Source organism: Chondrinema litorale (genome assembly GCF_026250525.1).
Classification (GTDB): Bacteria; Bacteroidota; Bacteroidia; order Cytophagales; family Flammeovirgaceae; genus Chondrinema; species Chondrinema litorale.
On sequence record NZ_CP111044.1, the window covers coordinates 520,755 to 545,295 of the forward strand.

The following is a 24,541-nucleotide window of genomic DNA, read 5'->3' on the forward strand; positions in this document are numbered from 1 at the left end:
AATAGGCCGCCTCAAAAGAGAAATTTGAGGCGGTTCTCTTTAAATTTACTAAGTAGTGAAAACACTACAATATACTTACAACCTTCTAGTTACACTCACTAATAAATTGGAGAGTCTAACAGGTCTTACATGCATTTATTAAATTAGGCAGTTTAATAATAAATGTTGTTCCTTTATGCACTTGCGAGTCTAGCAAGATTTCGCCTCCTAGTTTTTCAATTGCTTCTTTTACTATATATAATCCTAAACCTGAGCCAGCAGTCTTATTATCACTGCGAAAAAACATATCAAATATTTTTTGCTGATCCTCCTTTCTAATTCCAATGCCATTATCTTCTATTTGCAAATTGAGTTCTTGTGCGTTAACCGAAATTTTAATTTTTGCATAAGAATGCTCTTCATATGGATTTTGATATTTAATAGCATTAGAGATCAAATTTCTAAAAATCACTTGCAGGCGTAGTGGATCATTATAAAAGTTTTCTTCAATATTAAACTCTCTAATTAATTCGAGGTTTCCAGTATTTTGCATATACTTTAGCTCTTCTTCTATACCACTAAGAAGGTGCGAGAAATTTATTTCTTCTGGTTGAACCTTTAAGCGAGCGTTACGCGAATAATCCAATATGTTTTTCACAAAGGTATCTAGCTTATGAATACTTTGACTAACCATATTTATATAATCTTCTAGTTTTGTAGGCAAAGTCTCCATTTTGATTAATGCAATCAACCCCAGTATAGAAGATAAAGGAGCCCTAATATCATGGGAAACTCGGTATACAAAATTATCCAACTCCTCATTAGATTTTTTTAACCTAGCGGTCCTTTTTACTACTGCATCTTCTAACCTTTCATTTATTAAATGAATTTCTTTGGTATACTCTTCTAACTCCTCAGCTTGCGCTTGTATCTCCTCCTTTTGTTCTTGTATAAAATAGTTCTTTTGCCTTAATTCGGCATTAGCAGATTGTAATCTATTTGTCCTTTCATTTACCTTAATTGCAAGAATTTTATTTTGCTGTCTAATTCTTTTTAGACGATACCAATAAATACCATATAGTAATAGTAATAACGAAGATAACGCAAGCAGTCTGAACCAAGTAGTGGCCCACCAAGGTGGTTGAATAATAATATGTAAAATTCTTGAAGATATCTTTTCAGCATTTATCTCTCCTTCTACTTCGAATACGTATTTTCCAGGTTGTAAATTTGTATAGGTAACTTTTCTTTCAATGCCAACATTTTGCCAAGAGTCATCTATAAATCCTAAGAGCCTATAGCGGTATTTTATCATTGAAGGATCTATAAAATTAATGCCGGTATATGAAATACTAAAAACAGAATTATTATGTGGAAGTGTAATAGTATCTACATAATTAATATGCTTATTAAGTGGTGAGTTTTCTGCACCTATCTGAACAGGTTGATTAAAAATCTCAAAATTTGTAAACATGATTCGAGAAGCATTATTAATATCTTTTAAACTATCTGGATGAAATATTTTAAACCCATTAGTACCTCCAAATACAAGCTCACCTGTAGAAAGTAACTTAGATGCTTGTCTGCTAGGTGTCAGTTTTTGCTGACCTTCATTCAATCTATTAATTCTAAAATTTTTTGTTTGAGGGTCAAACTCTACGATACCTTCATTTGTACCCAGCCAAAGTTTACCATCAGCGGTTTCTTCTATCGATTGAACCGTATTACCCGGTAAACCATCAGCTGTTGTATAAACTGGAAAAGTTTGATTGATGTCATTTAATAATCGTAATCCACCTCCTTCTAAACCTGTCCATACCCGACCTAAATGGTCCTCAAAGAGTACGATTGTGATAAATCCTTGTACTTCTGTAGGTCTAGGTAATATGTTATGTACTCAAAACTATTATCTTTTCTATTCAACTTATAAATATACCCTTCGTGGCTCCCAACCCAAATGTTATCATCTTTATCAACTAATAAAGACCATACATTGTCATATACCATGCGCTCTGACTTGCCTGATTCGGGTGTGTGTGACTCTAATTTTTTTGTGACTGGATCAAACGAAAGTAAGCCCTCACCGAAAGCGCCTATCCATAATAATCCTTCTCTATCCTTAACTATTGAGGTAATACTATTACTTGGTAACTTATTTTCTGAATCTACTACATCAATATTGAAATGCTCAAAATTACGTGTTTTCAAATTGAAATGATCAATTCCCCCATTCCAGAAACCAATCCAAATATCATCATTTTGTCCCTTTGCTAAAGTAAGAACTTTGTTTGACGCTATTGATGAAGGATTATCTTTATCATGTACAAAATGAGTAAACTCATTTTTCGAGCTATTAAACCAATTTAAACCTCCCCCATCAGTGGCAATTAAAATATTATTTGAATCTAGTTCGATAAAAGTAGATACTAAATTATGGGATAACGAATTGTTCCCTCTTTGTTGGTAATAGTAATTGATGTTTTTGGAGTAAATATTTGACAGATTCACACCTGTTTTATAAATACCTACCCATAAGCGATTGTTATTATCTACAAATATACATTTTACAGAATTTGAGGATATACTTAGATTATCATAAGGGTTATTTTTAAAATTAAAGAAATTGTTTTCCTCTTCAACATATAAGCTAAGACCATTGTCTGTTGCTATCCAAATATTACCTTCTTTGTCTTCAATAATGTTTTCAATTTGATTATGAGGTAAACTATTAGCATTATCAGGATCAAACTTATAGTTTATAAATTCATTTTCACCTTTTTCAAGTAAACCAAGTCCCTCTTCAAAAGTACCGACCCATAATCTTCCTTTTCTATCATAGTAAACTGATGTTACAAAATCATTTACATTATTTCCAATATCCGATTGGCTAGTAAATTTTTCAATTGATTCATCCTTAGTATTTATTTTCATTAATCCCACTTCGGAAGCACCCACCCATATTGCACCATCTTCATCCTCAGTAATTGAATATATATAATAATTATCAGTACTTTCTGCACCGGAAACACTTTGTTGAAAGTATGAAAAACTATAATCATTAGTATTAAATTTTACCAAACCACCTACAGTACCTACCCACATATTTCCACTTTTGTCTAGGTGCAAATCATGTATAAAGTTATAGTTGTAATTAGAGGAATCTGAAGCTAAAGAAATATGTTTAAACTTATCTAAGGTTGCATTATAAATATAAACACCTCCTCCCCAAGTTCCAGCCCAAATAGTATGATGATTGTCTTCTTCTAGTGATCTTACTGCTTGGTTTTTTATCTTACCTTCTTGTAAATAAAGATATTTTTGAAAAGTATAGCCATCAAACTTATTGATGCCCTCATTAGTAGCTATCCAGATATATCCAGAAGTATCTTGGAGAATGTCCCAAACAGTATTATTTGTAAGTCCATCTGATGTTGTATAATTCTGAAATGTGAGTTGAGATTGAGCATTTACCTTTGTAAGCGCTATCAAAACTATAAATGAAATAATTATATGTTCTTTGTATAAAAAATTAGATTTACATGGCTTATTTATACATTTTATCATTATTTTTTATATTTACTCAACTTCTAATAAATGTTATTAAACACCTAATAAAAGGTCGATACCCTTACTTTTTTATTTAATAATCCTCTAATATTGACACATAACAACCTGTAAACAATTTAGCGAAAATGAAGTTTAATTTCAAACTAAGTACCTTACTAAATCAACACTAAAATTACTTTAGATTTTTTACCAAATTTTAAGTCGAGTTTATTCTAAAAAAAAAATTTGCAATAAATAAAAGGTATAAAAATGATCTGTATGGTCTATTTGCCACAAAAAATCTTTGGGGATCAAATAGCTATTTCCAGAGCTTGCATAGCTAATCTGTACACTTTAAGATAAATCTCTTTCTACTATGTTTGATAGTCTTTTTTGAGAAAAAAGAGGCAATTACGTTAGCATTAAATTGGGAAAGTTTTACAGCCAAATTACTTGTAATAATTCGCATGCATCTTTTGAGAAACTAAACTTAACCATGTGGAAATGTATTACCTCAACATATTCTTAAAAATTACTATAATAAAAAATGAGCATAAGCTGCCATTACTTAGTAATTACAATTTTTTCATTAATAAGAATCTCATGAGTGGCTGTTTCAGATACTCTTATGATATATAAGCCAGAAGTAAGATGCCTAATATCAATTTCATTTTGGTTTTCACTTGTAGAAATACTTTCGATAACATTTCCTGTAATATCTACAAAAATGATATTATGACTCTTGGTTTGGTTGCTTAAGAAGTTCACATTCAGTATATCCTCCACAGGATTTGGATAAATATAAATGATCGCTTTATTGCTAGGTAATTGTACCGAGTTGATATCAGAATACTCAAAATTTCCATCGTAATCAACTTGTTTGAGCATATAATAAATGGTAGTATTGGAAGTATTGAGTTCAGTATCATGGTAATAATAGCTTACCATTTCATCTGAATTACCTTTTCCATTAATTGTAGTTATACTTTCCCAGTTTGTTCCATCAAACGATCTAAGTACTTCAAAGTAATCATTATTAGATTCAGAAGAAGTTGCCCAACTTAAATAAGGTTTGTTATCCGTAAGTTTTGTGTTAAAATAAAGTAAGTCTACTGGCAAAGATGTAACAGCCGCATTCACTGAGCCTAATGTAAAGTAAAAGCCATCTGAACTGGTAAACTCATGATCAAACTCGATAATATCGGTTGAGTTATCGTAAGTTGTATACAGAATAGAACTAGCTCCACTGGCAAATGTGCCATCTTCATCAATTAATAATCTTACGTATTGCAAATCATTTCCACCTGCTAAACCATCAATATCAGGCACACCAGACATGTCGAATTGTAACTTTACACTACCTATATTATTTGTATTTTCAACATACCAAATACGTTTCATGCGTATTTCAATTTCTTCCCCTTCTTCTGTAGTACCTACATCATCATAGCCATCACTTTCTCCAATTTGCCCATTATTACCCCAAATAAGAAAGCTTTTATCGGTTGTAAATGTACTGGTATTTTCAGAGTTGGTATCTTCAATATTATTTAATCCAATAGAAAGTATGGCATCACTGTTATTACTTCTAGATTGTTTTTGATTTAGTCCTGAATCATCATCTCTACCTATACCGGCTATATCGTTTTGATAGGTAGAATTACCATTCCAAATAACTGAGCCATCACTATCTACATAATCGAAAGTGTTACTGATACTGCCAATGGTAATGCCATATTTAATAGCCAGATAGCTTTCTATTTGTTGTATTTCTACTGAACTCATGTCTTTTGAATACACCAAAACCTCGGATATTTTGCCATCAAAACGCCTGTAATCATCCCAATCTATATTTCCACTTTTAGCTTGACTACCCAATGTAAAAGGCCCCCTCTCTGCTGCTGGATTGGTACTTTCTCTAATTTCTGTTGCAGTTAGCGCAGATGGAGTTGAACTTGTGCTCGTAAGTAAAGAATTGTTTATATAAAGGCCAGTAGTTGAAGAAAAATCTGCATCGAAGGTTAAAATTACTGGATTTGTACCATTGGAATGTGTATTATCAATAGCTCCTCCTCCATGGTTGATAGAAGTATAAGAAAACATGTTATTAGAAGAATATGTGAAACCATAGCCTTCTTCTGCATGGAAACCAAAATCTACAATAAACTGTCTGTCTTTACTTGCAGCATTATTATCAGGAACAACTACACTAAATATTGTTAACCCATCACTAGAAGAATAGATATAATCATTACCCAAACTTAAGGCTGTATTAGTGCCATCAAACTCAATTGTAGGATTAAAATTTACATTATCTGTTGTATTATTTCTAAATGTTGGGGCATCTAGCGTTCTAGGCATTAATTCATTACTTCTCGAACCAGACTGATCTGACCATTCATCAACATCATCTCCATCATTTGCATTAGCTCCACCATTTAAAACATCGCTATCAGCTTTTACCCAAAGTTCAAGTGCATCTCCAATTCCTCCCGGATTGGTTGTACTACTATTTATCCTCACTGCGGCTAAAGCCATTCTCGAATTTGAAGAACCTCCTCCTCCTGGTCCTCCTCCATCAATCTCAAAACCGGGAGTGTAATCACCATCAGTTGTAATTTCTAAATAACTAAATGCATGTGTACTGCGACTACCATTTTCATTATGCAATTCGGTAAATCCATCTAGAGCATCCAAATCGTCCCCATTATCATCATCAGCAATCACACTTACTACCATATCATTTACAAATGCTTCAATATCTGTGTTTACAGTTAATTCTGTATCTGAATTAGCACTGCTAGTCCTCGATTCTGAAACAGGCGTATTTTGATCTGCATTTGACAATAATACCAGACTCGCAAAGCATTCCCTTATATTATTTGAGGCATCATTAAAGATAATATTTATTGTATTATTCGATCGGGAGCTAATTCCGTCATCATTAATATAAAATAAAGCGGCATATTGATTTTGTGGAGAACCTACAGAAATATCATTAATCTCTGTAAGCGAGTTTCCTCCGTAAGTAATTGAGCTCACAGCATTTGCACCTGAAAACTCAGCAGATATTCCAAGAATTATAAGACGCTTATTTGCTGATGGAGCATTATATGTAAATGACATGGAACTTGAAAAATTATCATCAGATTCAAGCTCTTCATCTTCTATAGTAACTTGGGCAAGTGTATAATTGGTTAATAATAGACAAAAAAGAAATGTAAAGATTAAATTGAATTTAGTATATATCATGAAAGTATCTGATTACCTATCGTAATAGATTTTTTTATTAATGCACTTTTCTAACGTAAGTATTGTACTATTTATTTATGATAGCGATTAAATTGAATTATAACTTTATAATATTTAATTATTACTAGTAACAGTTAAGACTCAAAATATTGCTTAAAGCCTATACCCTTCTGAAATTTCTTAAATCGTTTTTCCTGCTTCTAAGGTCACTACAAGCAAAAAGGTGAATAATTCATCATTTCTATTTTGCCAATAAACAATGCTGATTTTTCCTAATGTTTAGAGGTAATAATAAGTTCTATTTACCCTATTGGTGTTATATTCAAGATTAAATTGAATCTATGTATTAGATTTATCTACGAAGCAATTTGCTAATTACTGAAAATAGAACAAATGAGAACTTTTACTCGAAATTTAATAATATTATTTACCTTAATTATCATATCTTGTTCTCCAAAACCAGAACAAAATCGACCTAATGTAATATTGATAATGGTTGATGATATGGGTTATGAATGCATTGGAGCTTACGGCTCTACCTCATATAGCACACCCAACATTGATAAGTTAGCCTCTAAGGGAATCCTTTTTTCTAATTGTGTTTCTCAGCCTTTGTGCACGCCCTCCAGAGTGAAAATTATGACTGGTAAATATAACTACAGAAACTACGATTTTTTTGGACATTTAAATCTATCTGAATACACCATTGGAAATCTAATGCAAGATGCTGGATACCAAACTTGTATAGCTGGTAAATGGCAATTAAATGGACTGGCATATAAAGACACGATAACCGATTGGAACGACAACACCAGACCTAATAAATTCGGATTTGAAGAATATTGCTTATGGCAACTAACAAAAGGTAGAAATGATGGAGAAAGGTTCGCAAACCCATTAATAGAACAGAATGGTAAAGTTCTGGAAAGAAATATTGATGATTATGGTCCAGATATTTTTTCAAACTTTATACTGGACTTTATTGAAAGAAAAAAAGACAAACCATTCTTTGTTTACTACCCAATGGTTTTGGTTCACGATCCATTTGTACCAACACCAGATTCGGAAGATTGGAGTAATCAAGAATTAAGGTATAAAAATGACCCCACTTATTTTAAAGATATGGTGGCTTATACAGATAAAATAGTAGGCAAGATTATCAATAAACTAGAAGATTTAAATCTGGATGAAAACACAATTGTAATTTTCACAGGTGATAATGGTACCAATACAGCAATTCAATCGCATTTGGCGAATGAACTTATAATTGGTGGAAAAGGTAACACAACAGATGCTGGAACACATGTGCCATTAATAGCTTATTGGCCTGCACAGATTAAAGAAAAAATTATATATAATGAATTGATTGAGTTTAGTGATTTTTTTCCAACATTGGCTCAATTAACAAACAGTGATGCTCAATCTGATGGAAAAAGTTTTTATCCTTTATTAACCGGCAAAGAGCAACTGCCGAGGGAGTTGGCATTTGTGCATTATGACCCGCAATGGGGCAAAAATGTAAATAAATATAGAAATCAATTTGTAAGATCACTAACTTATAAATTGTACCCTGACAGTAGTTTTTACAACCTAAAAAAAGATAAACTGGAAAAACATCCTCTGCATTTTGATTCACTCACAGTAGATGAAATTACAATAAGAACCACATTAGAAAATGAATTTAAAAAGCATCCGAAATGGGAGTGAAACTAATCTGATAGGCACATTTTAAACAGCGATTGAAAGTATATGTAATCTCATACTTTCAATCGCTGTTTTGATAACTAATTAAATATTACAGCTTATAAATCAATTTAAAACCATAATTGGAGCCATTGACTTTAGGAATGAAAGTGAGGTTTTTAGTCTTCTCAAATGGATTCCAGTTTTTAAGTGGTTCATAATGATATACCAATTTTGTAACTAAAATTCCAAGTCCTGCACCCACTAATACATCTGATAACCAATGTTTATTATTAATTACCCTAAGTGCGCCAACAGTCGATGTGAGGAAATATCCACTATAAGCCAATCCTGTAGAACTATCCCGGAATTCTTCAAATAAAACCGCAGAGTTGGTGAATGAAAATGATGTATGACCAGACGGAAACGAGTAGTCTGAACCGTTAGGGCGTTGTTTATTGATTATACGTTTCCCAGCTTGTGTAAGTGAAGAAGTAATAACATTGGAAATAATCAAATACTTTGTTTGGTCAAACCAATGATTCTTAGCTTTCACTCCAACAATATCAGCGATATAAATTTCGGCAATTGGTACATATTGCATCAAGTCGTCTATAGGCAAAGCAAAATCATCGATAATGTTATCTCTTATTTTATACTTTATATTTTTTTCAAAAGGACTTCCACTAATTGCTGAGCCTACAAGAATTAACGATACTGGCAAAACTGATTTTTTTAGTAAACTTATTTGTTTCTCTGGCTTTGGTATGGAATCGACACTCAACTTTTCAGATTGATAAATTTCAGTTGAATCTTTTTGCTGAGCAAATAGATTTAAAGGTATGCCCCATATAATGGCACATATTATAATATATACTTTCATCATTATGTTGTTTAGCAATTGATTGGGTTAGAGAAACTGGAAGTACATTGTTAATTTTTCAATGTAACTTATCGAAATATCCAATTTCTTTAATAGTAATTTACATTTTAAGATTAATTGAAATGAGCTTTCTAAGCAGTTTTGCAGCTTAGGTTAAGAATGGTGAAACTATTTGAGTCTGCTCGTTTTAAGAAGTTTTTTCTTAGTCTTTTATTTAGGCTTTCTTTCATAGAACAATTTGAAATATTAATTTGAGAACACTAGATTTTGTGCTGCAAAGAAAGGCGTCCAAAAATCATAAAAACTAAAAAAAATGGTTTTAGCTGTCCCCAAATGGCAGAAGTTGAGAAATTAGGACATGAGAATTACCCTTTTTTGAATTTTCCGGGTGATTGGCCAATTGCTTTTTGGAAGGAATTATAAAAGGCACTTCTAGATTTAAAGCCAGCTTCAGTACCAATTGCTTGTATGGAAAACTTATCAAAACTTGGGTTAGATAACATTTGCTTAGCGGCCTGTACTCTGTAATTATTTATATAATCTGAGAAGTTTTTCTCAGAAGCATTTTTTAATACTTGAGATAAATAACCACTACTAATACCTAATTTTTCAGCAACATCATCTCGGCTTAAATCTGGATTTCTGTATAGCTTATCTTCTAACATAAGCTTCTCTAACTCATTAAAATGTTTATCTGTATTTGAGGGCGTTTTTGATTCTTGTTCTCCTAAATTTTTCTGCTTTTTAAAAATCTTACTCAATTCTTCTTTTTGATTTAGTAATTGCATTCGATATACCCCAAAATATATGACACCTAAAAAAGCACAAGAAAGCCCTACCCATAAAGCCATCCAAAAATCATAATTTAAACGGTTTGCCAAATTGTCTACCAAAAACCATAGAAAATAGAATAGAAAAGTTAAAATGCTCATTCGCTTTATCCACTTTTCATTTTCATGTTGAATATTGCGATCTGTCCAAATTAGCCTAGCAGACCAAATCATTAAAAACAAGCCATAAAAGAAGCTTAAGTTATACTCAATGCCCTTAAATACTTTAAATCCAAAACTTGAACTATCAAATGATAAAAATTTAAAAATGAATCCTACTTCTAATACCAAATGGATAATTAAAGAAATGCAAAATGGCAAATAGAGGAATTTTGTCCACGATTTATCTTTAAAACGGTGATTTAAATAAAGGATGAAATAGTGAAATAAAAAGACAGGGAATAGAAAATCCCATCTAATTGATAATAAGATTTTTAGTATTGGTGCATCAGAGCTTTGCCAACCCAAAAAGGTTAAAAAAGTTAATGTAATGATTGTGAGACCTAGATATTTATTGGGTTTACTTTTTAAGAATCTTGAAATTATTAAAGATGTTCCCATAAAAACACCTTGTAACAAAGCGGTAAGAATAAATATGTCTAAAAAAGTTATAACCACTGGTTTGTTTGAGTTTTTTAAAATTGACTACGAATAAGGCCTGCAAATAAAAATGTTCTAGAGAGATTTTTCAAGTTTTACAATTGCTATCACTTTGCATGTTGCTTAATTCTCCTTATTAGTTTCAAGATAAGTGGGGCCATCCCTACTCAAAATCAATAGATTTAACGCTCTTCAAAATCAGTTTGAACAATATAAAATAGCCTATTTTGATTAAATTGAGCTAGAAAATTCGAAAGGTCAAAGTGGTAAGACGATGTTATAACAATGTCTTAAAATAAACATTGGTTTTGGTGTAATGTTGAGCATTGTAAAAGTCTGCCAGTATTACCAGAATAGATTAATTATTAAAGTCTTAAATCAACAGATATTGAAGGAAAATGATAACTTCGTCTCATATATTTAAACCAAATAGCTATGCCAATTAATTTACTATACTACATTAATTTTGGCATTTTCTATTGGAATAAAAAGTACTTAAAACAACCATTTTAAAAGATAATGTTATATTTGATATTTGTAATCAATTTATATGAATAATAATAGTAGAGGAGGTTTCTCAAGTAAATTAGGGTTTATTGCTGCGGCAGCTGGTTCTGCTGTTGGCTTAGGTAATATTTGGCAGTTTCCCTATGTAGCTGGCCAAAATGGTGGTGCCGCATTTTTGTTAATCTACATACTTTGCATTTTTCTAATTGGTTTACCGATTATGGTTGGAGAAATTGCAGTGGGTAGAAACACACTTGCTAATCCATATGGAGCTTACAAAAAGCTAGGTGGTAAAAGCTGGGCTTTGGTAGGCTTATTTGGGATAATATGTGGTGTTATGATTCTCTCTTTCTACAATGTAGTTTCGGGTTGGGCATTAGGTTATTTTATTCAAATTGTAAAAGGAGATATATTCCAAGAAACAGATTTTAGTGCTTATTTCAAGAACTATACAGCTGATTTTCTAGACAATTTAATATACAGTATCATTTTTATGTTGTTGACTGCCTTTATTGTGTATAAAGGGATTCAGAAAGGAATTGAAGGTGCTTCTAAAGTACTGATGCCTACCTTATTCTTTATTTTAATAGTTCTTATTATTTATGGATTAACGTTGCCCAATGCAAAGGAAGGTGTTGAATTCTATCTATTGCCCGATTTTAGCCTGATAAATCCTGCTACAATTTATTCTGCCTTGGGTCAGGCTTTCTTTTCATTAAGTTTGGGCATGGGAGCTTTAATTACTTACGGTTCTTATATTGGCAAAAATGATAATATCATCAGCTCTGCTACGATGGTAACAATTACAGATTCCCTTGTTGCTTTTCTAGCAGGACTTATGATTTTCCCCTTAGTATTTTCTCAGGGGCAATCTCCTAGTGAAGGCCCAGGACTTGTTTTCGTTGCATTACTTGGCGTATTTAAATCTATGCCGGTATTAGTAGGTAAATTTGTAGGTGGCAGTTTCTTTCTTCTACTTTGTTTTGCTGCTTTAACTTCCACAATTTCTTTGTTAGAAGTACCTGTAGCCTATCTAATTGATGAAAAAAAATGGAGCAGAATTAAAGCTGTATCTGTAATGGCCATTTTAATATTTCTAATAGGTTTACCAAGTATGTTGAGTTACGGAGCAGTTGACTTTTTGAGCAATTTCACCTTTTATGAAGGAAGCAGCAAAACTTTTATGGATGTAGTACAAGATATCTTCTTTGTAATAAGCTTACCACTAGGCGGATTTCTTTTAAGTATATTTATAGCATATAAATGGAAAATGAATAACCTTTCGGCTGAAATCTCATATGGATTTAAAAGCTATCAAGGCAAGGGCAAACGCATATAAATGAAAAAGTTTTATCTTTCCAATAAATACTATTTTTCATATGCCTACTCCGAGCAGTTACCTATCATCTTTATTACCAAAGCTATCTAATATTGAAGATTTCCGCATGGAACGCAACCAATTATATCCACTTAACGAAATACTATTTCTTACAGTTAGTGCGGTAATAAGTGGATGTAGATATTGGGAAGAGATAGCCGATTTTGGAGAGGAAAAATTAACATGGCTTCGTAAATATCTACCCTTTTTGCAGGGAACACCTTCGCATGACACCCTTAATCGTGTATTTTCTCATTTAGATTATACATCATTTGAGCACTGCTTTATCGACTGGGTTACAGAAGGTTTACTACTAAAAGAAGGAACAGTTATCAACTTCGATGGAAAAAAACTATCCCGTAGTGCTACTAAGAAAGAACAGCAACTACCTGGTAATCAAGGAGGTAAAGGTGCAGTACATTTAGTAGAGGCTTGGTGTAGTGAACTACAAATATGTTTAGGACAATATTATACAGATGATAAATCTAACGAGATAGTCAGTATCCCTGCTTTAATAGATTTGCTAGAGTTAAAGGGAACAGTTATCACCATTGATGCGATTGGATGCCAAAAAAAGATTACAGAGAAGATAGTTAAACAGGAAGCAGATTACGTGATAGGCTTAAAAGCTAATCAAAAGAAGTTACTTCATAAAGTGGAATCCTGTTTTGGTCACTCTGAGTTGAAAGCTGTGGATAGTTGGGATAAAGGACATGGACGGATAGAATGCCGTTCGTGTCGAGTATTACCTGCTCATCTTATAGGAGAAGAGTGCTTACAAGGTTGGACAGGATTAAGTACTATTATCGAAATATCCTCTTATAGAGAAGTAGTAGCTTCAGGTAAAGTAAGTCGTGAGCATAGATATTACATGAGTAGTTTACAGGGTACACCTGAACGGTTTAATCAAATTATTAGAGGACATTGGACGATAGAAAATCAATTACATTGGTCACTAGATGTACAATTTGGTGAAGATTTTAGTACCAAGAGAAAGGATAATGCTGCACGAAACTTTGGTGCTGTTCTCAGAATTGCTACCAGTTTGTTAAAATCTAATAAAGATACGGTTAGTCTCAATAGAAAAATGCTCAAAGCAGCTCGCTCTGATGAGTATAGAGAAACCATTATTAGATTATAATTTATATGCGTTTGCCCTTGCTATCAAGGCTCACTTTTAGAAAAGTATTTCAGCTTTATGATTTTATATGTATGCCCAGTGGTTTTAGGATTTATGTTCGTCTTAACATTACTCACTAAATTTTTCGGCGTTCAGCTATTCTAAAGATTGATTTTAATGTATTGTGAGAAAATGCTTGAGCAAACAATCGAGAATTCTTTTAAACTCGATTAGCTATTTTGCCTGTATCCTCCACTATTCCATAACATATTTCCACTCTAAATGAACCAATGATTCAGTATTGGTTCATTTAGAGTTTTAACAATTTCTATTAGCTTTTAAAGCCTATTAGTATTTAATCACCTTTTAAGCCTTTTACCGGATTCGATATTACCACCTTTCTTATCTGAGTCGAAACAACTGCTAACAATATAAACATCAGTATCGATATTGATAAGATGATACCTGTAAACCCTAATGGTATTGGATATGCATACATGTAAACAATCAGTTTTTTGATTAAAAAATAACTAATTGGTCCGCCAATCAACATAGCTATTGAACTCAACAACCAATATTCTTTAGTAATACTTACTACTATGTTTGTAAAATCTGCTCCCAAAATTTTTCTTATACTAAATTCTTTTACTCTGCCAGATATATTTAAAGTAACCAATCCATATAAACCTAAGCCTGCTAACAAAATGGCAACAAAAGCAATTGATCTAGTAAACTTATTTTGTATTTCTAAGTCATTAAAAAAGGTTCCCCATACATCTTCTTGGTAACCTCCAGTAAAAGGAAGCTCTGGAAACAAATTAGACCAATTAGCTTGCATTACTTCATAAATATGCTCTTGCTCTCTTTTATTTACCTTTACACTCAAATAAGTATATTCTTCCTTTTTGGCAACAGTAAAAATCGTGGGTTGAATCTCGTAGTAGAAATTCTTATTATGAAAATCTTTTAATACACCTATTATTTCGTATTTGATATTATCTATTTCGTATAGTTTGCCAAGAGGCTGTTCTAAACCTAGGTTTTTTACCAGCAGTTCATTAACTATAATTGCCTTTTTGTCATTTTCAGAGTTTTCTCGAAAAAATCGACCTTCTTCCAATTGTAATCCAAGTGTGTTAAAATAATTAGCCTCAACAGCTAAATGATTCACCTCATATTCAAAATCAGTAAGATGTAAAACTTTAATATCTTGAGTTTTTCCTAAATGGTGTTTCGATCCGGAAATAGAAAGAACTTTTGCTTTTTGGTTTAAAACATCAGCCATTCTTTCGTATGCTGTATAATCTGGCACTTTCATATACACCACATTATCAGGATTATAACCCCATTTTTTTTTATATAAAAAAGAACTGTTTTGCGAAAACATAACAGCTCCTGTGATTAAAATACAAGCCAAAATCATTTGAATACCTAAGAAAAGCTTGGTAACTGTATTCTTTTTACCGAATTGAATTGAATTCTTTAATATTTTAATAATGCCAAATTGCGAAATATATATTGATGGGTACAATCCAGAAACTAAACCTGTAAACAGTATCATACCTATTATAAAAATCCATAGCTTTTCATCTACGAGTGAGATTTCTAATGGTCTTGAAGTAAGTTGTACAAACCATGGAATAAAAACGGTAAGTGCCAAGATTAAACCAAATAAACTTGCAGCAAAAGTTAAAATTAGGTTTTCAGTTAAGAATTGTATTATTACTTTATTTCTACTTGCTCCCATTACTTTTCTAACTCCAATTTCTCTTAATCTTTTTGTTGCAGATACAATTGCAATATTTATGTAATTAAAACAAGCTAGCAACAACATAAACAAACCTATAAGCGGCAATGCAATTTGAGCTTCAAGTGGAGGATTCATTGAGATATCATTCTTTATTGCACCAGAATTTTTATATAAATTAGCTAGAGCAACAAATTCGAATGAGCTAACAGGCCAGTCTTTTTCTGCTTCATTTTGCAATTTCACATACTTTTGTATAGTATTTTCGATGGAAAGAATATCAGAAGGGTTATCTACTTCGATTAATGTAGCACTTATAAAATTACGCCAATCATGAAAATCGTAATTGGGTGAACTCAGCTTTAAGTTTTCAAAATTGACTAAAAAATCAAAATGAATTGCATGAGTTTTAGGAAAAGCTTCTGCGACACCAGCTACTTTAAATGCTTTATTTTCACCGTTATTAAATATCATAGATAGATCTTGCCCAATTGGATTTGTCTCTCCAAAATATTTTATTGCCATATCTGAACTTAGCACAATACCACTCGCATCGTTTAAAGATTGTGGACTGCCCCACTTCAATGGAAAAGTTAACATTTCTAGAAACGCTGCATCTGTAAAGCGAACTTGCTCCTGAAAAACATGATCTTCGTACTTTAAAACAACTTGCTGATCTTCTACCCTACAAAACTTGTTTACTTGCTCAAAATCAGCTTTTAATATCTCTCCTAATGGTCGTGGAGAAGTACCATATTGTTCGTTTACATTCTCTCTATTAATTAAAGAAGTAGCGAGAAAAACCTTTTCTTTATTCTGATGAAAGTTATCGATGCCATAAGCATATTCTATAAAAGCATAAACAACGAGACAAATACCAATAGCTACTGATAAACCTACAATATTGATAAAAGAATTTAGCGGATGCTTCAACAAGTTTCTTATCGAAATTTTGTAATAATTGCTGAACATAGCTACGTTGTTGGATGAAGAGAAAATATTTGAGTTTTTTAGTAATGTAGGACGTAGTAATTTCAGCATTTCCCATGTGTACATTCTTCTTGCTCTTTTTACTGAAAACTGCTCTACATTTTCCTGAAATATCTCTTCCATATCACCCTCTATTTCTTCCAGATATTCATCTTTTAAGAAGAATTTCAATATGCCTAAAGGCCATTTTGGAGGTAGATTATCAGGCGATTTTTTCATTTTTATCTTCTGTTTACTTAATTATATAAAGTAATATTTTTCGTAATTGCAGTAAATATATAATTAAACTATATTATTCGCAATTGCAGTTTTTATAATCTTTCAATTAAATCATCAAAATGACTAATCATTCTAGAGTCTCAAAAATATCCCTCCCGAGCGGTTTTATTTGTAACCTTCAAAAATATCAGTATATATTTCTACTGTATTACAACAAAATGTTTAGATAGAATTTTAGGTTAAAGGTTAGTAGTTAATTTTAACTTTTGCCTAAATACTATAAGCGATAAACACAGAATGATGATACTAGCCCATGCAATATTGTGAATCCCATTGTTAGCAATCCAATATCCTCCGATAATCGAACCTGCCGTAACTGCAAAATTACCGCACGAGGTAAAAATGGTATTTAACATTTCTTGGTTTTCTGTTTCAATTGAAGTTAATACGACATTGCTAATTAAAAAACCACCAGAATGAATTAAGCCCCAAAACAAGATGATAATCACTAGTGGAATATACATAATCCCGAAATAATTTAACAAAACATGTGTACTTAATAATGCTAGAATAAAATAGAGAGTAGTCTTTTGAGGCGATATATCCATAAATTTCCCAGCTAATTTATTTCCGAAAATTCCTGTTATGCCGAAAATCAAAAACATAATACTTATTTGCTTACCACTCAAACCTGAAACTGTTTTTAAAAAATCGGCCATATATCCGTAAGTGGTATACATAGCTGTAATGATTAGAAAAACTAGTAGAAAGTTCGTCCACAAAATTCTGTTCTTTAAAAATTGGTAATCATAGTGAATTTTTAAACTTCCCATATTATTGGTTGGTGGCAAATACACAACAATTCCCAGTAGAGAGATTAAATTGATAAGCCCAGAAATGATAAACGAAAATCTCCAATTTAGTAAAGATGAGGTAAGAGTAGCCAAAGGAATACCCATAACAGTTGCAATGGTGAGACCGGCAAAAATCACACTTATATTTTTAGATACTTCGCTCTTTTTGGAATTCTGTCTGGCAATTGATAATGCTATAGACCAATAAACCGGATGAAAAAAAGCAGGTAACATTCTTACAAAAAGTAAGTAATTAAACTGATTAACTAAAGGAGTTAAAAAATTAGATACGGTAAACACCATCAAAGAAAAGACTAATAATTTTTTCTTATTTATTAACGATAAAAAAATCATCATAAATGGACCAAAAACAGCCACAATTATTGCAAATACACTCAATAACCAACCGGCTTTACTTATAGAAACATTAAAGGCTTTTGCTAAATCTGGCAGTATTCCTATAACAGAAAATTCAGTATTGGTTATTCCAAAAGTACCTAGTGAAAGAATAAATAAAGTTTTGTTGAATCTCATTTTAGTTTTTTCACAAAACTCCTAATTGTTGCCCTATAAAAGTGCTTACTTACCATTTCGAAAGTATCATACTAAATAGTAAGTATCTATTAATCAATATTTAAGTCTCATACATTTGAAAAAATCAAATAACAAATACATGAGAATTATACTAATATTATTTGCTATTAACCATTGCCTTTATTCTCAATCTAATGAGAATTTAACATCATTTTCGCACTATATTAAACAGATTGATAATCCAGAAGATTTAGTTAAAATACCTTGCACTAATTGGGTAATTATTAGTTCTATGGCTAAAAATGAAAATGAGTATGGAGGTTTATATGCCATAAACACGATCACTGAAAAAATAATACCTCTCAATGCTACAATAGAAAACGATAAACGGTATGCACCACATGGTATCTACTTAAAAGAATTAAATAAATCGAATTTTCGATTATATGTAATCAACCATGCATCAACTGAAAAGATAGAAATTTATAATTTGACATTAGTGAATGAGAAACCAAACTTAACTTGGGTTCAATCTATTATTTTTCCAGAAAATGTATGGGCTAATGGATTAGTTACTGATAAAGAAGGGAATATTTATGCCACTAATATGTATAATTCTAATGATAGAAACTTTCTTGAAAAATTTCAAAAGACATTACCAACCGGACAAATCTGGAAATGGAATTCAATATCTGGATGGCAAGCTTTATCTTCTAAATCTTTTTCTGCTGCAAATGGGATTGCCATCTCCCCTACTTATGATTATTTGATAATTTCTGAATGGGCTAGCAAAACTATTTACAAAATGAGTTTAGATAAATTGGAGCTCACAAGTATTAAAATAGATTTTTTACCCGATAACATTAGATGGACAAATGATGGATTATTGCTAATAACAGGACAAAAAGGTTTACCCCACAAAGTATTTACAAGTAAGGGTATAAATGCAGAAAACATGTATTTTAAAGTGATAAAACTGAATCCTGAGTTGCTGACTTACCAAAAATTAATTGATGGTGGGAATCAAAAATTTGCAAATGGAACTGTAACTATAGAAGTAGGAAATTCTTATTGGATAGGATGTGTTCAAAATAATAAAATAGCTGTTTATACTAAAAATAGATAAAATGCCAGAGTTCTTTCATGATAAAAAACTTTATTATACTCCAATAGAATTTGCAATTAGCCACATAGGAGGTACTTGGAAGATGCCCATCTTATGGAGATTACAAAACAGCCCGCAACGCTTTAGCGAGTTAAAAAATGATATCCCCCATATTACAGACAAAATGCTTACTAGCCAGCTAAGAGAACTAGAAAGTAAAGGAATGATTAACCGGAAAGTATATGCAGTAGTACCACCTAAAGTAGAATACACTTTAACAGAAAAAGGTAAGAAAGCAATTCCTGTTATTGAAATAATTATGAAGTATGGCTATGAATTAATCAAAGAAAATGGGATTGATTTCCCTCCTGAAAATAAGAAATAACTCTGTCTTATTAATCACTAGCTTTTTTAGAGATGAAGTTTTATTCACTTTTATATTATTCATTTGTTATTGACCTTTATTCGCAAAAAGGAAAGTCAACAGCAGAAGAGCTAATCTAGTAATTATTTAATCCAAAACATTTATCTAATTATCTATCCAGTTCTTAAAATCTAATACTTTTTCTCTGCTTACAATTAAATCATACTTGCAAGGAGTATCGATAAACACCTTTAGCCGGCTGTTTACATAATTTCTGATTTCTTGGATATCATCAATATGAATAATAAACTTTCGGTTTATTCTATAGAATCTTTTTGGGTTTAAGTACTCAGATTCAAGTTCTTCCAATGTGTAATCTACAATATATCTTTTAGCATTATTTTTTTCTAACAAATAAACTACTTTACCCTCTGCATAAAAACAACCAATGTTTTCAACTGGCACAAACTTAAACTTATCCCCTACTTTTACTAAAAATCGCTTTTTGTACTTCTCGTCTTTGTTGCCAATTGCAAGCAATAGTTTTTGATAATCAAAGCCAGAAAAATCATGAATATCCTCTCCATTGGCTGTAACCAATTGCTCCTTTTTAAGCCATAGCTTTTTAAACTTGTCAATAGCCATTTTTAATTCTAAATAATTAATAGGCTTTAATAAGTAATCGATGCTATTGGTTTTGAAAGCTTTTAACATATAGCTCTCATAAGTTGTAGTGAAAATTACTGGTGTATCTAAATCAACCTTTTCAAAAATTTCAAAGCTTTTGCCATCAGCCAGTTGAATATCCATAAACACCAAATCGACATGGCCTCCCCTCGCAAAAAAATCAACTGTATCTTTGATTGTATCACAAAAACCTACAATTTCTATTTGTTCGTCGTATTGTTTTACTAAGTCAGCAAGTCTTTCACAAGCTAGATTTTCATCTTCAACTATTAATACTTTCATGTTCCAGCATTTGTAGGAGAGGTATTTTTACAATAAACTCTCGCTCGTTAAAATTTATCTCTATGCTCTTGTCTGAGATAAACTGGTATCTAGCCTTAATGTTTTTGAGTCCTACAAATGTTGAATCTATATATTTATCAGACTTTGGCTTAACTGTATTTTCGATTATTATATAGTTATTATCAGTTGAATTGTAAATTTTTATTAGAAGGGGATTTGATGTGGAAATTTCATTATGCTTTATGGCATTCTCTAAAAGAATTTGTAATGTAACTGGTGCGATAAAAAGACTTTCTACATCAGCAGAAAGCTGAATGTCAAAATTTATTTTTTTCTGAAACCTAATTTTTAATAAATAAATATATGCATCTATAAAATCCAATTCTTCGCTGAGGTTTACCAATTTTTCGTCTTGATGCTTTAAAACATACCTATAAACTTTAGACATTTGATTGATAAACTCTATGGCATTGTCTTGATCTTTGTAAACGAGTGTTGAAAGTACATTGAAACTGTTAAATAGAAAATGTGGATTAACTTGATTTTTGAGTGCATCAAATTTGGCTTCGGCATACTGTTTCTGAAACCTTAAGGCTTCTACTTTGGTAGCAGAATACCTGTTTACATAAAACACAATTGCATTTACACAGTGGAGAAATAAGTTTACCCTAAAAGTAAAGCCAACTGCCAGTTTAAAGTTTACATAAAAATTTTGAAAAGGATGTGATAGTATTTCGAAGATAATAAAAACCGATATTACTGAAATAAGCAAGCAACAAACTAGACTATAAATAAAATTGATAATCAAATGATTAACCTTAAACCTATTGAAAGGCTTTCTAAAAATATCTGCTATTTGTATTAACCGGTTCGATTCCCAAACTAGAATTACATTCGCAAATATGGTTAGGAACAAATAAGCCATGTTAATTTCAAACACAAACAACCTGTCTCCGTCTATTAGCAAAATATTTAAAAATGAGTAGATCGCTAAAAGTAGTATATACAGATATCTATTTGAGATATTAAACATGGTTATATTATTTATAAAAAATTACAGAAACAATTAGTTGCCAAACTAATCAATTAAATAAAAACAGAGCCTGACTCCAATGAAGTCAGGTTCCTGCTTTTTTCTATAACTCATTTACACTAAACGCTGTTTTTATTCTGGAAGAATCACTTTATCAATTATATGGATTACACCGTTAGTGCCTTGTATATCGGTGGTTACTACCGTTGCATTTTCTGTAGTAGTTTCGCTATTATCGGTAATGCTCACACTTCCATTTATGTTTACTGTAAAAGTAGCATCTGTTAATAGTGTGCTCACTTCGCCTTCCATTAAATCAGAAGAATAAACTCTACCATCTACTACATGATATAATAAGATATTGGTCAATTGCTCGTCTGTCAATGTTTCAGGATCAACACCCAAATCTTCAAAAGCTTGATTTGTTGGAGCAAATACGGTAAACTTGCTTTCTAATGATGCTAAAGTTGTATCTAAGCCTACTCTTTCTAATAAACTCACCAATGTTGTAAACTCTGGGTCTTGTGCTACTGCTATATCTACAACTGTTTCAGATGGTGGAAGCAATACGCCATTAATTACATGAACCACACCGTTACTTTCTTCTAAATCTAACAAGTCTGCATTAAGAGGAATTTCTTGGTCATTTGCATCAATCAGACTCAGTATATCAGCATCAAATTTTATTGCCGCTCCATTTAAGGTAGTATAGTATGTTTCGTCTTTTAAATCTGTCGATAAAAATGGGGCTTCTCCACCTATAACATGATAAGTAAGAATAGGAACTAAAGCTGCAACTGGTACTTCGTCTAAAGAACTAAAACCTAATTCTCCAAGAGCTGCTTCTAAAGCTGTATTTGTTGGCGCAAAAACTGTAAGGTTCTCAGCTTCGTCTAAAGTTTCTACCAAATCTGCTTTGGTTAATGCTTCTACTAGCAGCGAAAATTCTGGATTGTATAATGCTACATCTACTACAGTTCTTTCAGGAAGCAATACATCGTCAATTACATGAATCACTCCATTGGTAGCATTAATATTGGCATTTGCGGAGTCTACTTCCTCCGTTCCGTTTATAACTATTCCGCTAGAAAGATCAACATTAAGGTCTTTTCTTGTGTTTAGAGTTCCATAGTCTTGAGAAGCCAAATCAGATGAAAATGCTCTTGCAGGAATTACATGGAATTTAAGAATATCTTCAATTTCGGCATCAGATAAAGTAGGAATTACTTCTGAGATTTTTTCAAAAGCTTCGTTAGTTGGAGCAAAAACTGTGTAAGGTCCATCTCCATTTAAAGCTTCGTCTAGGCCATACTCTTGCAGAAGCGATACTAAAGTGCTAAAGTTATCATTAGCCGCAGCTATTTCTGTAATAGTTCCTGCGGCTGGTTCTAGTACATTGTCAATTACATGAATTACACCATTTGAGGTTGAAACATCTGCTTCTGTTACAGTAGCAACACCATTAATTACTACACCACTATTTATGTTTACATAGATGTCTTCTCCTAATAGAGTTTCAACACCACCATTTGATAAAGAAGTTGATGTTACTTCACCAGATACTACATGATATTGTAAAATCTCGGCAAGTGCATCGCTGCTTAATAATTCTTCTGCGGTTAAGTCATTAGCATCTAGATATGCTTGAAAAGCTTCGTCGGTTGGAGCAAAAACCGTATAAGATGCTGTACCAGAAAAAGTACTTACCAAATCCGCTTCTTCTAATGCAGCTAATAATGTACTAAAGCGATCGTCATCACTTACAACATCTGCAATGGTACTCATCGGTTCCATATCATCTCCATCGTCATTATCGTCACAACTCACGATAGAGAAGGCAAGTACTAAAAATAAGAGGTTTAGTAATTTTGTCAGGCTTAAATTATTAATAGAAAGTCTCATACTACTTGATAAATTAGTTGCTAAATATTTTACATGTAACAACATATATTAGTAACCTAAAGAGGAAGTATTAGGAGTAAGCCAACACAGCAAAGGTGTGAAATGTCGAATATATAGAGTGAATTGTAATAGATTAAAATTGGAAATGCTGAAAGATGAAATTAATTCATTTATTAGAAAAAGAGTGTAATACTTAGGTATGTTGACTATATAGAATTAAACCCTTTTATTCAGAACATCCCTATTTTACTTCAAGAGGCTAATTTTAGAAAAACTAGCCTCTAATGAATTAGAACAATGCATTGAATAAAAATCCTCAAACTCTAAATATAAAATTCCCACTAACAATTTATGCCTTAAACACTTTATTGAGATGAGCTAGATAATTTGCTGTATGATTTGCCACTTGTTCTTCACCGTTATTTTTTTCCACATCGTGAAAGTGAAAACTTTCCATAGCTTCTAATGAAACAAACTCATTCATTCGATGGAAGCCAAATAAAATTCCATCATCAACAGTAGTTTGTTTAAAGAATTCTCCCGAAAGTGTAAAAGCTGTTTCAGGAGCATTCCAACTAGTGGTAGTCATGTATTTTCTGCCATTAAGCAAACCACCAGTTCCATAATTTATAGCCGGATTCGCCTCTTTTCTACCATCGCTTCTATACAAACCTTTTCTGTGGCCTGCTGTAAAAACCTTATCGATATACTCTTTTAATGCATACGGTAACCCCATCCACCAAACTGGAAAATGGTAAATAACTACATCAGCCCAAACAAACTTCTCTACCTCTTCTATTAAATTATATGGCTCGTTTATATCTGTATATTTTAATTCGTAGCCTTGATCTGTTGTAAAAAATTCCTTATCTAACTCTAAAAGAGTTTTATTGAATCTCCCTTTTGAATGTGCGAATATTTTTCCCCCATTAATCACAAATATCTTTTTCATAACAATCATTTTAAAATTATATAGGCAAAACTAAAGGGGCTACATTTATAATAAAAATAAGTTAACTTTGCCTTAAGTATAATAATAGTTATAG

General features: G+C 31.9%; 16 protein-coding genes and 1 pseudogene. 5 read left to right on the forward strand and 12 right to left on the reverse strand.

The window, feature by feature from the left end; genetic code table 11:
* Window positions 1-115: 115 nt before the first annotated feature.
* The 4 genes and pseudogenes from OQ292_RS22450 to OQ292_RS22460 all read right to left on the reverse strand — a co-directional run bounded on the left by OQ292_RS22450 (window position 116) and on the right by OQ292_RS22460 (window position 6,777).
* Window positions 116-1,597, reverse strand: coding sequence for an ATP-binding protein (locus OQ292_RS22450; RefSeq protein WP_284686189.1), 1,482 nt, complete (start codon window positions 1,595-1,597; stop codon window positions 116-118).
* Window positions 1,598-1,654: 57 nt separating this feature from the next.
* Window positions 1,655-1,867, reverse strand: a pseudogene (locus OQ292_RS41145) (two-component regulator propeller domain-containing protein); the annotation flags it as partial.
* A complete protein-coding gene (locus OQ292_RS22455; protein WP_284686190.1) occupies window positions 1,804-3,468 on the reverse strand; it encodes a ligand-binding sensor domain-containing protein in 1,665 nt (554 codons plus the stop codon). The gene OQ292_RS22455 and the pseudogene OQ292_RS41145, both read right to left, overlap by 64 nt.
* A gap of 621 nt (window positions 3,469-4,089) precedes the next feature.
* The gene (locus tag OQ292_RS22460; protein ID WP_284686191.1) at window positions 4,090-6,777 is read right to left on the reverse strand and encodes a T9SS type A sorting domain-containing protein; all 2,688 of its coding nucleotides are present in this window, start codon (window positions 6,775-6,777) and stop codon (window positions 4,090-4,092) included.
* Between the two features lie 393 nt (window positions 6,778-7,170).
* Between OQ292_RS22460 and OQ292_RS22465 the strand changes: the two genes are divergently transcribed.
* Window positions 7,171-8,484, forward strand: coding sequence for a sulfatase family protein (locus OQ292_RS22465; protein WP_284686192.1), 1,314 nt, complete (start codon window positions 7,171-7,173; stop codon window positions 8,482-8,484).
* 88 nt (window positions 8,485-8,572) lie between these two features.
* Here the strand turns inward: OQ292_RS22465 and OQ292_RS22470 are convergent, their stop codons facing one another.
* Both OQ292_RS22470 and OQ292_RS22475 read right to left on the reverse strand, forming a co-directional pair.
* Window positions 8,573-9,343, reverse strand: a complete 771-nt coding sequence (locus OQ292_RS22470; RefSeq protein WP_284686193.1) for a phosphatase PAP2 family protein — start codon at window positions 9,341-9,343, stop codon at window positions 8,573-8,575.
* Window positions 9,344-9,708: 365 nt separating this feature from the next.
* Window positions 9,709-10,791: a helix-turn-helix transcriptional regulator gene (locus OQ292_RS22475; protein ID WP_284686194.1), complete on the reverse strand. Its 1,083-nt coding sequence runs from the start codon at window positions 10,789-10,791 to the stop codon at window positions 9,709-9,711.
* Window positions 10,792-11,323: 532 nt separating this feature from the next.
* On the opposite strand from OQ292_RS22475, the gene OQ292_RS22480 reads away from it, so the two are divergent.
* Together OQ292_RS22480 and OQ292_RS22485 are read left to right on the forward strand one after the other, a co-directional pair.
* On the forward strand, window positions 11,324-12,619 hold the full coding sequence (locus OQ292_RS22480; RefSeq protein WP_284686195.1) for a sodium-dependent transporter: 1,296 nt from the start codon (window positions 11,324-11,326) through the stop codon (window positions 12,617-12,619).
* 40 nt (window positions 12,620-12,659) lie between these two features.
* Window positions 12,660-13,799 (forward strand): ISAs1 family transposase, encoded by a 1,140-nt coding sequence (locus OQ292_RS22485; RefSeq protein WP_284686196.1) that lies wholly within the window; start codon window positions 12,660-12,662, stop codon window positions 13,797-13,799.
* A gap of 334 nt (window positions 13,800-14,133) precedes the next feature.
* On the opposite strand, the gene OQ292_RS22490 is transcribed toward OQ292_RS22485, so the two are convergent.
* Together OQ292_RS22490 and OQ292_RS22495 are read right to left on the reverse strand one after the other, a co-directional pair.
* Complete coding sequence (locus OQ292_RS22490) at window positions 14,134-16,734, reverse strand: ABC transporter permease (protein ID WP_284686197.1); 2,601 nt, start codon at window positions 16,732-16,734, stop codon at window positions 14,134-14,136.
* A gap of 239 nt (window positions 16,735-16,973) precedes the next feature.
* Window positions 16,974-18,122, reverse strand: coding sequence for an MFS transporter (locus OQ292_RS22495; RefSeq protein WP_284686198.1), 1,149 nt, complete (start codon window positions 18,120-18,122; stop codon window positions 16,974-16,976).
* A 139-nt stretch (window positions 18,123-18,261) separates the two neighbouring features.
* Between OQ292_RS22495 and OQ292_RS22500 the strand changes: the two genes are divergently transcribed.
* Both OQ292_RS22500 and OQ292_RS22505 read left to right on the forward strand, forming a co-directional pair.
* Entirely contained in the window at window positions 18,262-19,248 is a 987-nt protein-coding gene (locus OQ292_RS22500) for an SMP-30/gluconolactonase/LRE family protein (protein WP_284686199.1), read from the forward strand.
* Between the two features lies 1 nt (window position 19,249).
* Window positions 19,250-19,612: a winged helix-turn-helix transcriptional regulator gene (locus OQ292_RS22505; RefSeq protein WP_284686200.1), complete on the forward strand. Its 363-nt coding sequence runs from the start codon at window positions 19,250-19,252 to the stop codon at window positions 19,610-19,612.
* Between the two features lie 144 nt (window positions 19,613-19,756).
* On the opposite strand, the gene OQ292_RS22510 is transcribed toward OQ292_RS22505, so the two are convergent.
* From OQ292_RS22510 to OQ292_RS22525, 4 genes are all read right to left on the reverse strand, one after another.
* A complete protein-coding gene (locus tag OQ292_RS22510; RefSeq protein ID WP_284686201.1) occupies window positions 19,757-20,560 on the reverse strand; it encodes a LytR/AlgR family response regulator transcription factor in 804 nt (267 codons plus the stop codon).
* Window positions 20,541-21,593, reverse strand: a complete 1,053-nt coding sequence (locus OQ292_RS22515) for a sensor histidine kinase (RefSeq protein WP_284686202.1) — start codon at window positions 21,591-21,593, stop codon at window positions 20,541-20,543. The genes OQ292_RS22510 and OQ292_RS22515 overlap by 20 nt, the downstream gene beginning before the upstream one ends.
* 132 nt (window positions 21,594-21,725) lie before the next feature.
* Entirely contained in the window at window positions 21,726-23,495 is a 1,770-nt protein-coding gene (locus OQ292_RS22520; protein WP_284686203.1) for a fasciclin domain-containing protein, read from the reverse strand.
* Window positions 23,496-23,844: 349 nt separating this feature from the next.
* The gene (locus OQ292_RS22525; RefSeq protein WP_284686204.1) at window positions 23,845-24,447 is read right to left on the reverse strand and encodes an NAD(P)H-dependent oxidoreductase; all 603 of its coding nucleotides are present in this window, start codon (window positions 24,445-24,447) and stop codon (window positions 23,845-23,847) included.
* Window positions 24,448-24,541 lie beyond the last annotated feature (94 nt).